Source organism: Rhizobium sp. AB2/73 (assembly GCF_020871915.1).
Classification (GTDB): Bacteria; Pseudomonadota; Alphaproteobacteria; order Rhizobiales; family Rhizobiaceae; genus Rhizobium; species Rhizobium dioscoreae.
This window is the reverse complement of record NZ_CP067073.1, coordinates 562,115-575,764: the sequence shown is the minus strand read 5'-3', so window position 1 is coordinate 575,764 and position 13,650 is coordinate 562,115. Positions and strand designations below refer to the sequence as shown.

The following is a 13,650-nucleotide window of genomic DNA, read 5'->3' as shown; positions in this document are numbered from 1 at the left end:
TCCGGGGAGATGGCGGATTTTGATGGCACGATGTACCCTGGATGAGTTCGTGCACGTATCGTGCATTCCTTTCCGATTTGTGAAATTACCTTGCGCGGCGATAGGGTTTCTATCTGGAACTTGCGCGCCTTTTGCACGCTCTTGCTGATATTCTGAGCATCAGTGATTTGAGGCGCTGCGGGAGGGAAAATACCCAAGATGGCCGAAAATGCGATCTATGTGTACCAGTCGATTGCACGTGCGGTTTGCGATCACGATGCCGGCACGATGTTCGGCCTCATGGGGGATGCCAACCTCTTCATGATCGACCACTATGTACGCGGATGCGGCGGCCGCTTCGTGCCGGCGGCCCATGAGGGAAGCTCGGTCCTTATGGCGCTCGCCTATGCCCATGTCTCCGGAAAGGTCGGTGTGGCCAGCGTGACTCACGGTCCGGCTTTGACCAATTGCGTCACCGCGCTCACCGAAGGTGCCCGCGGTTCCATCCCCATGGTGCTCCTGGCGGGTGACACGCCGGTCGTCAACCCGCACCATCTGCAAAGCATCGACCAGCGCGAGGTGGTCAAGGCCACCGGCGCCGGCTTCGAGCAGATGCGCTCGCCAGAAACGGCAACGTGGGACGTTGCCCGCGCTTTCTATCGTGCGAGAGTCGAGCGGCGCCCGATCGTCTTGAACATGCCGGCCGATTTCATGTGGTGCGAGCAGGCCCACATGCGGGCCGTGTTTGAAGTCTTCGATGCTCCCGGATATGTGCCTGAAGGAGATGGGTTGGACAGGGCCATTGGCATAATTGCCTCTGCAAAGCGTCCGCTCATCCTCGCGGGCGGCGGGGCTTGCGCTGCGCGCGATCAGCTTATCCGCCTGGCGGACCGGCTGGAGGCTCCGCTTGCGACGACCTTGAAAGCAAAGGGGCTCTTCGGTGGGCATCCTTATAATATGGACATTTTCGGCACGCTCAGCACCCCTGCCGCCTATGACCTGATCGCCAGGACGGATTGCCTGATCTGCTTCGGAGCGGGACTGCATGATTTCACCACCGACAGGGGCAAGCTCCTGAAGGGCAAGCGCGTCGTCCAGATCGATATGGATGCGCGCGCGATCGGCAAGAACATTCATCCGGATGCGGCCTTGGTGGCCGATTCAGGCCTGACGGCGGACAATTTCGTCCATTGGCTGGATGCGGCTGAAATTCCGCCGAGCGGCTTCACGCAAGAACTGGATGTCCCATCGCTGACCACCCATCCACGCGATCAGCGCGGCAAGACGAGCGCGGGATATGTGAATTACATCTGGGCGCTCGAAGAGCTGGAAAAGGCCTTGCCGAAGAACCGAGTGCTTGTGACCGACGGTGGGCGTTTCATGACCGAGGTCTGGTGCCGGATTTCCGTCAGCGACCCGCGGAGCTTCGTCGTGACGGCAAATTTCGGCTCGATCGGTCTGGGATTGCAGGAAGCGATTGGCGCAAGCGTCGCCGCGCCGGATCGACCGGTGGCGCTTTTCACCGGAGATGGCGGTTTCATGATGAGCGGCGTCAACGAGTTCAATACCGCCGTGCGCCTCGGGCAGGACTTGATCGTCATCGTCTGCAATGATTCCGCCTACGGGGCCGAACATATCCAGTTTCGTGATCGCAGCATGGATCCGGGGCTAACCCAGTTCAACTGGCCTTCCTTTGCCGAGGTCGCGACCGCGCTCGGCGGACACGGCGTTGCGGTCAGCTCGGCTCACGAGCTTGAAGGGGCTCTGGACGCCATCAGGAATCGTAGCCGCCCGGTGCTGATCGAGCTGCGCCTCGATCCCAACGATGTGCCACGGATGCGCATCTGACGATCTCCTGTGAGGGTCGAAAGGCAAGACCGCTTTTAGAGCTCATATGGACTTAGCCGAGAGCTGTCTTTACCGCGTGGCCGAAGAATTCCTTCAGCCGTTCGATGCTTGCTTTTGATTTGCCGCAATCGAATAGTCTTTTGCGAAACGATAGATGTCTTCGATACAGTCGATCTCGCCGCGGAGGTTGGCGGATTGACGAAGGTTTCAAGGCGTGTCTTGTCTTCAATGAGCTATAGAATTTCGATGAAATCGAACGAGGCAATGTTGACTTCCCGCAACCTCCGGTCCGAGGTCGCTCCAGCGGGTGAGGCATAATGGCGGGTCTAATTCGAATCTATCGCTATCTGCTTGCCCTGCTCGCTTTATCGGGTATCGCGGTCTCATATTTCGCCATCATACCGGGCGCGGATGTTTCGCGGCTAACGATGACGGTGAACTTCTTCAGCTATTTCACCATGCAATCCAATCTTTTGCTCGCTGTGACACTGCTTTGCGCGCAAATTGCGCCGCTCTCGTCGATCGGCAAATGGGCGAACAAGCCGTCGGTACGAAGCGCCCTTCTTCTTTACGTGGGGATCGCCGGCCTCGTTTACGTTTTGATGCTAAGGGACGTTTGGCACCCTCGCGGGTGGCAATTGCTCGGAGACCAGATACTCCATTATTGCGTTCCGCTGCTGTACGCCGTGGATTGGATTTTACTGAGTAAGCGCGGCAAGCTTTCCTGGCGCGATGTGCTCTGGTGGTTGGCTTTTCCTGCGGCATACTCCGCTTATACGCTTGCGCATGGATATGTCTCTCACTTCTACCCATACCCGTTCCTGGATGTCCGCGATATCGGCCTTGAAGCGGTCCTTCTGAACATGGGGCTCCTGGCATCGGCCCTGCTGGTTTTGGGGGGAGTGCTGACTTTTCTCGACTGGGTCGGTGCCAGGCAACGGACCTTTCGGCGCGCATAGGCAATGTTGTCACGAAGGCAAATTCGTCACTGACCAATATGCCCCCGCGTGGCTCTTGTTGGAACTTGGCGGCCCGCTCATTCCGCCAGTTGTGTGACGGCGGCTGAGCCGGACGCACGCGTGCCGGAAAGGCTTGCTTGTCCGACCGCTACCACCATGACGGTTGTGATGCTTGCCGCGACCGAAACCCAGAAGCCGTTTGCAGGCCCGAAGCTGTCCACCACCCAGCCGGAGACGAAGGCGCCGAGTGCCATGCCGATACCGATGCCGGTCATCACCCAGGTCACGCCTTCGGTCAGCATGGCTTCGGGCACGCGGCGTTCGATCAATCCGAAGGCGGTGATGAAGGTGGGAGAAATGGCAACGCCGCTGAGGAAGACGGCAAAGGCAAGCAGAGCGACCGAGGTGCTGGCAGCCAGAAGCGGCAGGGAGGTAAGGGCGAGAACGCTGACGGCCACCAGCAACTGACGCTGCAATGGCATCTTGAGGTTCAGCGCTCCGATGATGAGACCGACGATGAAGGAGCCGAGCGCATAGACGCCGATGACGATGCTGGCGGCACCCGGCTCTCCGAGTTGCTTGGTGATGGCAACGGCACTCACTTCCGCCGTGGCGAAGGTGGCGCCGACGAAGATCAGGGCGAGCGTGATGATCTGGACCGGCCGCAGCCGGATCGCCGAGCGTTGCGAGCCTGCGGAGCCAGCCGCGCGCACCTTCGGTTCCGTCGATCGCTGCGCCAGGAAGGCCGCCGATCCAAGCGCGAGGAAGATGGTGCTGACGACCATGCCGGCTTCCGGGAACAGCGAGACCGCTAACCCGACGGAAAGAGATGCGCCCATGATGTAGACGAGCTCGTCGGCGGCGGATTCGAAGGCGAAGGCTGTATTCAATTCGGGCCGGTCCCGGAAGATCTCCGTCCAGCGGGCGCGTACCATTGCCGGTATGCTCGGCATGACTGCCGCGAAGAAGGCCGAGGTAAACAGTGTCCATGCCGGCCAGACCTGGTTTGCGGCGACGATGAGAATGATGAAGGCGATGACCGAAAGTATGGTGGCGGGCGTAGCGACCGCACGCTGACCGAGCCGGTCGACGAGGCGCGATATCTGCGGCGAGACAAACGCATTGGTCAGGGCGAAGGTCGCCGAAACGGCGCCGGCCAGCCAATATTCGCCGCGCGTCTGCGACAGCATGGCGACGATGCCGATGGGAGCCATTGCAAGCGGAAGACGGGCAAAGAAGGCCGCGGCCGAAAAGCTCCTGGCGCCCGGCGCGCGGAAAATCGCTCTGTACGGATTGGACATCGGAACATTCCCTGTATTGAACGAAATGGCCGCAGACATACGCGGCGTATGTGAATGAAGTAATTGCATACGCGGCGTATGTCAACTAATATACGCGACGTATGCAAACTAATGCTGGTGACCGACGGAGACGCAGTGCGCAAACCTCGCAGTGAAATGATCGCGGAGACGCGAGCCAAGCTGCTCGCCGCCGGCCGTAAGGCATTCGGGAGCGCCGGCTATGCCGATGCATCGATGGACGACTTTACAGCGGCCGCCGGACTGACGCGGGGCGCACTTTATCATCATTTCGGCGACAAGAAGGGGCTTCTGCAGGCCGTCGTCAGCGAGATCGATGCGGAAATGACCACAAGGCTCTGTCAGATCGCGTCGAAAGCGCCGTCGCGCTGGCAGGCATTCGTCGACGAGAATGTCGGTTATGTCGAAATGGCGCTGGAGCCGGAAATCCAGCGCATCATGTTTCGTGATGGCCCTGCCGTGCTCGGCGATCCCTCGGGATGGCCGAGCGCCAACGGTTGTATCGCCACGATCAGAGAAAGCCTTCGTTGCCTTCGCGAGGAGGGGATCATCGTTGATATAGACGCGGAAGCCGGTGCTCGCCTCATCAATGCTGCAAGCAGCTGTGCCGCGCAGTGGATCGCCAATTCGGACGATCCCGAGACGACCTCGAAACGGGCAGTCGGCGCATTTCGGACTTTCCTTGAAGGCTTGCGGGTCGACAACGGTTGATCGGTCTGAATTCGTCTAGTCGGTCGATGCGGCGGTGAAGACCGCCAGTTGAGCCTCGAAGGCCCGCTTGTATGCCGGCCGGGCCTCGCCGCGGGCGACGTAGGCGGAGAGGTTCGGATATTCCTGCAATAGGCCCGAGTCCTTCAGCCTGAGCAGGACCGATATCATCAAAAGATCGCCGGCACTGAATGCATCCTCGAGCCAGTCCGCACTGCCGAGGCGATCGGAAAGTTCGTTCAGCCGGTGGCGGATGCGCTCATCGATCATGGACAGGCGCTGCTGATACCAAATCTGATCGCGCTCCTGGATTCTTGCGATTGCGCGATCGATGATCGGCGGCTCCACCGTGGAGAGCGCAGCAAACATCCATGTGATCGCCCGTGCCCGCGCCTTGGCGTCGTCCGGCAGTAGCCCGGCATGGCACTCCGCGATATGGAACACGATCGAGCCCGATTCGAACAGTGCAAGGCCGTCCTCTTCATAGGTCGGGATCTGCCCGAAGGGATGAAGGGCGAGATGCGCAGGCTCCTTCATCGCCTTGAAGGAGAGGAGGCGCACCTCATAAGGCTGTCCGACTTCTTCGAGCGCCCAGCGAACGCGCATGTCGCGCGCCAGGCCTCTGCCGCGATCCGGCGATTTTTCAAAGGCGGTGATCGTTATCATCATTGCTGCCCTCCGTGGCTTTGTCTGCCTTAAAGACGACCGGCTGAGCGAGAATCCGACACTCCATTCTCGAGATGGCTTTCAGAGCCGGGAATGATGCGGGCCAGTGCATCTCATTTCGCAGTTCGACTGCCTGCTGGATCAGTTCATGGGTAGGCCGCGCGGCAGACGCGCGTGATGAGATTGCGCAGCCATTTATGAGCGGGGTCGGCGTCGACGCGCGGATGCCATATGGCGGCTACGAGTATTTCCGGCGTTTCGAACGGCAATTCAAAGCTTCGAATACCAAACTCGCCCACCGGCTCGTTCAGCTTGCTCTTGCCGAGGCAGGAGAGGGGGACAGCCGCGATGAAATCCGTCGAAGCTGCAATTCTCATCGCATCCGGAAAACCAGGCACCACGACGCGGATTTCCCGTTTCAGACCTTTCCTTTCCAAGGCCTCATCGACCGTTTCGGCAAATTCTCCCTTTCTGGACGCGGCGAGGTGACTGCAGGCCGCATAGCGCTTTGCCGTTACCGGCCCGCCCGTCAGCAGAGGATGACCTTCCCGCGCCACTCCAACCAGCCGATCGCGAAGCAGAAGTCGCGTGCGCAGCTCGGGCGCAGGCACGCCTAAGACGCCGATTTCCAGATCGATCAGTCCTTCCCGCAACATGTGCGGCTCCTTGTCGCGCTTGAGCACGAAGCGGATGCGAACGCGGGGTGCGGCCTCCGTGATGGCCGCGACAAGGGGCGCAGACAAAAGCTCAAGAAAGGCTTCGCTCACGCGGATCGAAAATGTGGTCTCCAATGTGGTAACGTCGAGTTCGCCGGCCGCAGGCCGAAGAATGGCGCGCGCATCCAGTGTGACGGCATGAACGCGATCCCGAAGGGTCTCGGCAAAGCGTGTCGGCACGAGGGATCTGCCTGCCCTGACAAGCAACGGATCCCCGGTCACGGCACGCAGCCGCGACAGCGTGCGGCTCATGGCGGAAGGGCTCAAGCCAAGACGTTTTGCCGCTTCCGTCACGCTCCCCTCGGCAAGCAGGACGTCAAGGGCGATGAGAAGATTGAGATCTATGTCTTCCATGGCATTGGCGTAGACCAGATCGATCGCCATGCCTAGCGTCCGACGCAACTATTCTTTGCATCCTGTGCGTCTGGAGAAATCCGGACCGGGCTTTCATATTGGGCTCGCAGCAAACAAAGGAGGCGTGCCCCATGCCGTCATCATCATCGTCCACCGGCAGCATCCTGATCATCGGTGCATCACGCGGTCTCGGCCATGCCATGGCCGAAGAATTCTTCAAGAAGGGCTGGTCCGTCGTCGGCACGGTGCGGGCCTCGACGGCGACGACGAAACTGCATGATCTGGCGGACCGTTCCGACGGCCGCGTCACCATCGAAACGCTTGAGATCAACGAGCCGGAACAGCTCGCCTCGCTGCGAGAGCGCCTCGGCGGCCGCATCTTCGACATGCTGTTCGTCAATGCGGGAACGACGAATGTCCCGACTGAGACGATCGCGGAGGTGACGACGGAAGAGTTCGTGCGTGTCATGGTGACGAATGCGCTAAGCCCGATGCGGACCGTGGAAGGGTTGCAGGACCTCGTTTCGCCGACGGGGCTGATCGGCGTCATGTCCTCGGGCCAGGGGAGCGTCAGCAACAATACCACGGGCATGCGGGAGGTCTACCGCGGCAGCAAGGCGGCCTTGAACACGTTGATGCGCAGCTATGCCGCCCGGCATGCGGAAGATGCGCGTGCATTGGTTCTCATGGCTCCCGGTTGGGTCAAGACCGATCTGGGCGGCCCCGACGGGCGGCTGACGATCGAGGAAAGCATTCCGAACCTGGTGAACGTGCTTCTCGGCCAGCAAGGGAAGCGGGGCCTTGAATATCTGGACTATCTGGGCCGAACGGTTCCCTGGTGATCCGTCGTCAACGTAGCACATCAGCCTTGAGGTACCGCTGGATTGGAGCCGGCGCCCGGCGATTGGGCTGACGATTGTTCGGCGGATCGCCGAATACATCACGGAAATGAATCGGAGCCCGCCGACCGATTCAAAACACTCGTTGGACCGCAGCCGCGCGATCGACGATTCTTCCGGCATGCTTACTCAGCCCTATCATCTCTATATCGAGCGCACCAATGCCACGAAGAACATGGCACGCTATTATGCACTGGAGATATCGACGACCCTGTTCGGCGACACGTGTCTTACGCGACGATGGGGCCGAATAGGCTTCAGCGGACAGACGATGGCGCATCATTTCGAGGATGAAAAGGATGCCGTCAAACTGTTCCTCGCGCTGACACGGCAGAAGCGGGCAAAGGGCTATCGCCCATGTCCCTTGCGAGGCAGGGCGCTCACATGATTTCCCCGGCGCCCGAGTGCACTACCCGAGATCTCGGGTAGTGACGTGTCCATAATGATTAGAGCGGTCTGACGTTTTCCGCCTTCGACTTGCCCGTCTTCCGGTCCTGACCCAGATCGTAGGAGACGGATTGCCCCTCCCTGAGCACATTGCCGTATTGCAGGGCGGAGACGTGAACGAAAACGTCAGGTCCTCCGCTTTCCGGCGTAATGAAGCCAAAGCCCTTGTCGGTGTTGAAAAACTTAACCGTGCCAGTTGGCATGAAATCCCCATGTCTTTGCAGTTGATCGCGGCGGCAACCTAGCGGGCAACTGCTGTCAGATCAAGCACATCTGCTAATGGCTCCCGTCAGGTCCTGTGATCAAACGTGTTTTTTGCGCCAGATCGTCTTTGAAGTCTTGTATCAGCGATAGCCATTCCTTCTGTGACTCGGCTTTGCCTGCTTTCGTCGAGCATTCGCGCGCAGCTCCGGTCATCCGCGGTAACTGGAATCTGATAGAACTCTGATGGACTAGCCTGCAAAAGGATCTATTCTTGCGGTCCATCTTCCAGTTTTGGAAGCATCTATCAATCGATCTGCCAACAAGCACGAGCTCCATCCATGACCAAAGGCTCCGATCTCCTGGTGGCCGCACTCGAAAACGAGGGTGTCGACCGTATCTTCGGTATTCCAGGCGAAGAAAATCTCGATGTTGTCGAGTCTATCCGCAAATCGTCCATTCAGCTGGTGCTGACCCGGCATGAGCAGGCGGCTGCGTTCATGGCCGCGACCTATGGTCGCCTGACCGGCAAGCCGGGTGTGTGCCTGACGACGCTCGGGCCGGGCGCCTTGAACCTTTCGACGGGCGCGGCATACGCGTTGCTCGGCGCCATGCCAATGGTGATGATCACCGGCCAGAAAGGGATACTTTCGTCCCGGCAGGCCCGGTTCCAGGTGGTAGACGTGGTGGCGTCGATGAAGCCGCTCACCAAGCTTGCCAGGCAGATCGTTTCGCCGCAGATGATTCCGACGATGGTCAGGGAGGCATTCCGGATCGCACAGGAGGAGCGGCCGGGACCGGTCCATCTCGAGCTTCCGGAGGACATCGCCGCCGAGGAATGCGCGCCGGTCGCTCTCGTCGCTCCGCATCAACTGGAGCTGCCGATCGCAAGTGACGCGGCCCTTGATCGCGCGGCCACCCTCATCACCGCGGCAAAACGCCCGCTGCTCATGCTCGGGGCAGCCGCTTCGCGTCCCAGGTCGACCTCTGATATCGCGCAGTTCGTCATCCGCACCGGCATCCCGTTCTTCACGACCCAGATGGGTAAGGGAACGGTCCCGGGCGGAACCGAGCTCTACATGGGCACGGCCGCACTGTCGGAGCGGGACTATGTCCACGAGGCGATCGAGCAGGCCGATCTCATTATCACCATCGGCCATGACACGATCGAGAAGCCGCCCTTCATCATGGGCAAGGGTGGTCCGAATGTCGTCCATGTCGGATATCAGCCCGCGACCGTCGAGCAGGTCTACTTTCCTCAGTCGGAGGTCATCGGCGACATTGGCCCATCGTTGAAGGCGCTGGCGGATCGCCTTGCGGGTAAATTGCCGAACGCGCAGGCCCTTCTTCATCTTAGGGGACGGATCCTCGAGCGCATCGCGGATCGTGCGACGGAAGATCGGTTCACGCCGCAGCGGCTCGTCCATGACATCCGGGAAGTCATGCCGCATGACGGCATCCTCGCGCTCGACAACGGCATGTACAAGATCTGGTTCGCCCGGAACTACCGGACGCGCATGGCGAACACGCTGCTGCTCGACAACGCCCTCGCGACAATGGGTGCCGGGCTCCCTTCGGCCATGGTCGCCTCGATGCTCTATCCCGAGCGGCGTGTCATGGCAGTCTGCGGGGATGGCGGCTTCATGATGAACTCGCAGGAGATTGAGACGGCCGTCCGGCTGAAACTGAACCTTGTCATCCTCGTCATCGAGGATGACGCCTATGGCATGATCCGCTGGAAGCAGGCGGTGGACGAATTTCCAGACTTCGGAATGACGTTCGGCAACCCGGATTTCGTTAGATATGCGCAATCTTATGGCGCCAAGGGAACGAGGGTCGACGACATCGGCCAGTTCAAGCAGGCGCTTGAAGATGCTTTTTCCGGCGGTGGTGTTCATCTCGTCAACGTCCCGGTCGATTATTCGGAAAACGAACGTGTGCTGGTGAAGGAATTGCGCGAACGGCTTCCCGCCATTCTGGAGGATCAAGATGACGCCTAAGCTGAAGGTCTATCAGGCATTCGATCGCGCGCTCATTGCCGAAATACCGGCCGATGATGCCGCTGTTCTCGAGCATAAGCTCGATGTCGCCGCGAAAGCCTATGCCGATCGTAGCGCCTGGCTGCCCACGCATCGCAGGATGGCTATTCTCAGAAGGGTGTCCGAGCTTCTCTCGGAGAACCGTGAACGCTTTGCCATCATGATCGCCCGCGAAGGTGGCAAGCCGCTGACGGATGCGATCGTCGAGGTCACCCGCGGGATCGATGGTCTCGTCAACGCGGCGGACGAGCTGCGCAATTTTGGCGGCAAGGAAATCCCGATGGGCCTGACAGCTGCCAGCACCAACCGATGGGCTTTCACGACAAAGGAGCCGATCGGCGTCGTGGCGGCGATATCGGCGTTCAACCACCCCCTCAATCTCATCATCCACCAGATTGCGCCCGCGGTGGCCGTTGGCTGCCCGTCATCGTCAAGCCGGCGGCAACCACCCCGATTTCCTGCATCGAGATCGTCAAGCTGTTCTGGGAGGCGGGACTGGACGAGCGCTGGTGCCAGACCTTCATCACCGAGGACAATGCGCTTGCCGAGAGCCTTGCCGTGGATCAGCGCGTCGGCTTCCTGAGCTTCATCGGTTCGGCGAAGGTCGGCTGGTATCTGAAAAGCAAGCTGCCGCCGGGCACGAGATGTGCGCTGGAACATGGTGGAGCAGCCCCCGTCATCGTCGATCGCAGCGCCAGCATCGACGCGATCGTCGGGACGATCGTCAAAGGCGGATATTATCACGCGGGGCAGGTCTGCGTGTCGGTGCAGCGCCTCTTCGTGCACGATGACATCCTAGCCAACTTCACCGACGCCCTTGCCGCCAAGGTCGCAAGCCTGCGTGTCGGCGATCCTACGTTGAAGGAGACGGAGGTCGGGCCGCTGATCCTGCCGCGCGAGACGGAACGTGTCGCAAGTTGGATCAAGGAAGCGACCGATGCGGGAGCAAGGCAATTCGGGGGAGGGCGGCTGTCCGAGACCACGCTTCTGCCCTCCGTCCTGCTCGATCCGCCGGCGGACGCCAAGGTGTCGCGGCTCGAGGTGTTCGGACCGCTGACCTGTGTCTATGGCTATAGCGACATCGACGAGGCGATCCGTATTGCCAACTCGCTCTCCTACGCATTCCAGGCGAGCGTCTTCTCCACCGATATAGCCGTCGCGCTCAAGGCGGCAAGGCATCTCGATGCATCCGCGGTGCTCGTCAACGACCACACGGCGTTTCGAACCGACTGGATGCCTTTTGCCGGGCGCAGGCAGTCGGGATATGGTGTCGGGGGTATTCCCTGGACGATGGAGGAGATGGCGGACGACAAGATGGTGGTGTTCAACGGCGTCAGCTAGGTGAGCCTCGGCAAGCCTGATCCTCGGACTTCTCCCGCGCGATCTTCGTGGCCGCAGGATTATTTCAGTCGGAAACGGAATTCGCCTGCCTTCAGGGTTGTCATTGAAGCCCTGCGACAATCCTAAAGGCAGAATCTCTCAGATCCGACCCGATATCATCTGCGTGATGAGGGTGACGCGGTGAGACCGAAAAGCGGGTCTTATTCTGCCGTGGCGCTCGAGTTCCGCCAATCCGTGGAGCGCCGCCCAGAAAGTCTCGGTAGCGGTATCCCCATCCTTGAAGAATGGCGTGATCACGGTCGCCATGGCTCCAAAACCCTCACGGAGCTGTGCTGGCGTGTCGGATTTGGCGAAGCGGAGACCGGTCGGAAGGATAAACATCGCCTCGTACATTGCAGGCCGGGCGAAGGCGAAATCGAGATAGGCGGTCGCGACACTTTCCACCAACTCTCCCGGCGTGGACGATGGCCGGATCGCGGCACGCAGTATTGTCGCCAACTCACTAAAGCCCTCAAGCGCGACCGCACCGACGATTTCGTCGCGATTTTGGAAATGCGAATAGAGAACGGGCTGGCTGTATTCTATCTCGTCGGCAAGACGCCGGATCGTGACCGAAGCCCAGCCGTCGCGTTCCGCGATCGTCCTCGCAGCGGCTACGATCCTACGGCGTCGTTCGTCCTTTTCCCGGATCTTGCGTTCGCTGATGCCCATGTTGGCTCCCGTCGTCGTTCGCGATTTCTCTACCGCGAAGCTATCAAAAAGAATGTCGATTGACAAACTAGCAATGCTAGAATATATACTATAGCTATGATAAGTCGCGCCGATATGGCGTCTGCACAAAAGAGAATATCGATGAATCTTCCAGTTCAAATTTTCACAGGCGCCACCCTGCTCGATATCGTTCTGATCTGGCTCTCCGCGGGGGCGTTTCTCACTGGCGCCATCGTCAACATGAGTGGCCACCAAAAAATCCGCGCGGGCTTTGTACAGCTCGGATTTCCGTCCTGGTGGTGCTGGGTTACGGCTGCGCTTGAGCTCTTGACGGCGGTGTTTTTGGTAACAGCCGGTATCCGATACATCGGAGTGGCATTGGGCGCTTGCATCATGCTCGCTGCAATTGCGGCCATTGCCCGTATCCGGAACTATAGAGAACTCCCGCCGCCTGTGGTGGTCCTGTTGTTGCTGGTACTGGCCGGTGTCAGCGGTCATGTTTGAGCATCTCGCAGCAGATAAGCTCATCGCCCCGAGAACTTCCGCACAGCTGGCTGGCTAAAACCATCTGTCGCTAGACGCTGGACGTCACGCGAACTGCCGCCATCAACCCTTCCGAAGGAAAGCGCCGTACGGAGCGAAATCGCCTTCGGACGGTGTAAAGCAACGGCCCCAAGGAGGCCAAACCATCATGTCACATCGCAAAGCCAATATAGTCGTCGTCTATCACTCCGGTTACGGTCACACCCAACGGATGGCTCAGGCCGTCGCGGAAGGGGCAGGAGGCGTGCTTTACGTCATTGACGCCGATGGCAATCTTTCAGATGACGGATGGGCCGCGTTGGATGCCGCGGACGCCATCATTTTCGGGTCGCCAACCTACATGGGCGGCCCGAGCTGGCAGTTTAAGAAGTTTGCCGATACGTCGTCGAAGGCCTGGTTTGCCAACAAATGGCGGGACAAGGTATTCGGGGGCTTCACCAACAGCGCCAGTTTGAACGGCGACAAGCTCAACACCCTCGAATACTTCGTGCTTCTGGCGGGACAGCACGGCGGTCTTTGGGTCAGTCTGGGGATGAAACCGGCAAATGTGAAGGCGTCGAAACGAGACGATGCGAACAGGATGGGGTCATATATCGCGCCCATGGCGCAGTCCGATGCCGACGCAGCCCCAAGTGAAATGTCGAGCGGCGATCTCGAAACCGCCCGCATGTACGGAGAGCGGGTGGCACAAGTTGCGCAGCGGTTAACAGCGGCAGCCTGATATAGGCGCCAGCTCTCGAGGTGTAAGCAGCTCTGGAGCGGATGCGCTGACGGGTACCGTGGGCGAAGGAAGAGAAGGTAGTGAAACTGAATGAGGTCCGCGATTTGCTGCGCAACGTCGAGGAGCAGATCGCGGCCGCAATCGGTGCACTGGATCGCACTGTCGCTCATGCGCCGACGGACGAAGGGCATCGTGGTTA

General features: G+C 59.9%; 13 protein-coding genes and 1 pseudogene. 9 read left to right on the top strand and 5 right to left on the bottom strand.

From position 1 onward, the window contains the following. Window positions 1-198 precede the first annotated feature (198 nt). Both I8E17_RS28695 and I8E17_RS28690 read left to right on the top strand, forming a co-directional pair. Entirely contained in the window at window positions 199-1,827 is a 1,629-nt protein-coding gene (locus tag I8E17_RS28695; protein WP_112723800.1) for a thiamine pyrophosphate-binding protein, read from the top strand. Between the two features lie 317 nt (window positions 1,828-2,144). Then, a complete protein-coding gene (locus I8E17_RS28690; protein ID WP_113367458.1) occupies window positions 2,145-2,786 on the top strand; it encodes a Pr6Pr family membrane protein in 642 nt (213 codons plus the stop codon). 77 nt (window positions 2,787-2,863) lie between these two features. On the opposite strand, the gene I8E17_RS28685 is transcribed toward I8E17_RS28690, so the two are convergent. After that, complete coding sequence (locus I8E17_RS28685; protein ID WP_113367457.1) at window positions 2,864-4,087, bottom strand: MFS transporter; 1,224 nt, start codon at window positions 4,085-4,087, stop codon at window positions 2,864-2,866. A gap of 135 nt (window positions 4,088-4,222) precedes the next feature. Here I8E17_RS28685 and I8E17_RS28680 point away from each other — a divergent pair, with 135 nt between their 5' ends. Then, complete coding sequence (locus tag I8E17_RS28680; RefSeq protein ID WP_162750986.1) at window positions 4,223-4,816, top strand: TetR/AcrR family transcriptional regulator; 594 nt, start codon at window positions 4,223-4,225, stop codon at window positions 4,814-4,816. A 15-nt stretch (window positions 4,817-4,831) separates the two neighbouring features. Here I8E17_RS28680 and I8E17_RS28675 read toward each other — a convergent pair whose 3' ends face one another. Both I8E17_RS28675 and I8E17_RS28670 read right to left on the bottom strand, forming a co-directional pair. Next, window positions 4,832-5,482 carry a glutathione S-transferase family protein gene (locus I8E17_RS28675; RefSeq protein WP_113367455.1) on the bottom strand — a complete coding sequence of 217 codons (651 nt, stop codon included), beginning with the start codon at window positions 5,480-5,482 and terminating at the stop codon, window positions 4,832-4,834. Between the two features lie 143 nt (window positions 5,483-5,625). Beyond that, entirely contained in the window at window positions 5,626-6,579 is a 954-nt protein-coding gene (locus I8E17_RS28670) for a LysR family transcriptional regulator (RefSeq protein ID WP_307777823.1), read from the bottom strand. 101 nt (window positions 6,580-6,680) lie between these two features. Between I8E17_RS28670 and I8E17_RS28665 the strand changes: the two genes are divergently transcribed. Continuing rightward, a complete protein-coding gene (locus tag I8E17_RS28665) occupies window positions 6,681-7,391 on the top strand; it encodes an SDR family NAD(P)-dependent oxidoreductase (RefSeq protein ID WP_113367454.1) in 711 nt (236 codons plus the stop codon). 178 nt (window positions 7,392-7,569) lie between these two features. Then, window positions 7,570-7,836: a WGR domain-containing protein gene (locus I8E17_RS28660; RefSeq protein WP_069615267.1), complete on the top strand. Its 267-nt coding sequence runs from the start codon at window positions 7,570-7,572 to the stop codon at window positions 7,834-7,836. 58 nt (window positions 7,837-7,894) lie between these two features. Here the strand turns inward: I8E17_RS28660 and I8E17_RS28655 are convergent, their stop codons facing one another. Continuing rightward, window positions 7,895-8,098: a cold-shock protein gene (locus I8E17_RS28655; protein ID WP_047631453.1), complete on the bottom strand. Its 204-nt coding sequence runs from the start codon at window positions 8,096-8,098 to the stop codon at window positions 7,895-7,897. A gap of 339 nt (window positions 8,099-8,437) precedes the next feature. Here I8E17_RS28655 and I8E17_RS28650 point away from each other — a divergent pair, with 339 nt between their 5' ends. Next, window positions 8,438-10,096: an acetolactate synthase large subunit gene (locus I8E17_RS28650; RefSeq protein WP_113367452.1), complete on the top strand. Its 1,659-nt coding sequence runs from the start codon at window positions 8,438-8,440 to the stop codon at window positions 10,094-10,096. Further along, window positions 10,086-11,476 (top strand): annotated as a pseudogene (locus tag I8E17_RS28645) (aldehyde dehydrogenase family protein). Before I8E17_RS28650 ends, I8E17_RS28645 begins: the two are co-directional and overlap by 11 nt. A gap of 138 nt (window positions 11,477-11,614) precedes the next feature. Here the strand turns inward: I8E17_RS28645 and I8E17_RS28640 are convergent. Beyond that, complete coding sequence (locus I8E17_RS28640) at window positions 11,615-12,187, bottom strand: TetR/AcrR family transcriptional regulator (RefSeq protein ID WP_113367451.1); 573 nt, start codon at window positions 12,185-12,187, stop codon at window positions 11,615-11,617. A gap of 141 nt (window positions 12,188-12,328) precedes the next feature. On the opposite strand from I8E17_RS28640, the gene I8E17_RS28635 reads away from it, so the two are divergent. Both I8E17_RS28635 and I8E17_RS28630 read left to right on the top strand, forming a co-directional pair. Next, window positions 12,329-12,691, top strand: coding sequence for a DoxX family protein (locus tag I8E17_RS28635; protein ID WP_113367501.1), 363 nt, complete (start codon window positions 12,329-12,331; stop codon window positions 12,689-12,691). A 187-nt stretch (window positions 12,692-12,878) separates the two neighbouring features. After that, entirely contained in the window at window positions 12,879-13,451 is a 573-nt protein-coding gene (locus I8E17_RS28630) for a flavodoxin family protein (protein WP_162750985.1), read from the top strand. The last annotated feature ends 199 nt before the right edge of the window (window positions 13,452-13,650 follow it).

What these genes read in the sequence shown, in the direction of transcription:
- I8E17_RS28695 (WP_112723800.1), top strand. Translation starts at nt 199, where the DNA reads ATGGCCGAAAATGCGATCTATGTGTACCAGTCGATTGCACGTGCGGTT.
- I8E17_RS28690 (WP_113367458.1), top strand. Translation starts at nt 2,145, where the DNA reads ATGGCGGGTCTAATTCGAATCTATCGCTATCTGCTTGCCCTGCTCGCT.
- I8E17_RS28685 (WP_113367457.1), bottom strand. Translation starts at nt 4,087, where the DNA reads ATGTCCAATCCGTACAGAGCGATTTTCCGCGCGCCGGGCGCCAGGAGC.
- I8E17_RS28675 (WP_113367455.1), bottom strand. Translation starts at nt 5,482, where the DNA reads ATGATGATAACGATCACCGCCTTTGAAAAATCGCCGGATCGCGGCAGA.
- I8E17_RS28670 (WP_307777823.1), bottom strand. Translation starts at nt 6,579, where the DNA reads ATGGCGATCGATCTGGTCTACGCCAATGCCATGGAAGACATAGATCTC.
- I8E17_RS28665 (WP_113367454.1), top strand. Translation starts at nt 6,681, where the DNA reads ATGCCGTCATCATCATCGTCCACCGGCAGCATCCTGATCATCGGTGCA.
- I8E17_RS28660 (WP_069615267.1), top strand. Translation starts at nt 7,570, where the DNA reads ATGCTTACTCAGCCCTATCATCTCTATATCGAGCGCACCAATGCCACG.
- I8E17_RS28655 (WP_047631453.1), bottom strand. Translation starts at nt 8,098, where the DNA reads ATGCCAACTGGCACGGTTAAGTTTTTCAACACCGACAAGGGCTTTGGC.
- I8E17_RS28650 (WP_113367452.1), top strand. Translation starts at nt 8,438, where the DNA reads ATGACCAAAGGCTCCGATCTCCTGGTGGCCGCACTCGAAAACGAGGGT.
- I8E17_RS28640 (WP_113367451.1), bottom strand. Translation starts at nt 12,187, where the DNA reads ATGGGCATCAGCGAACGCAAGATCCGGGAAAAGGACGAACGACGCCGT.
- I8E17_RS28635 (WP_113367501.1), top strand. Translation starts at nt 12,329, where the DNA reads ATGAATCTTCCAGTTCAAATTTTCACAGGCGCCACCCTGCTCGATATC.
- I8E17_RS28630 (WP_162750985.1), top strand. Translation starts at nt 12,879, where the DNA reads ATGTCACATCGCAAAGCCAATATAGTCGTCGTCTATCACTCCGGTTAC.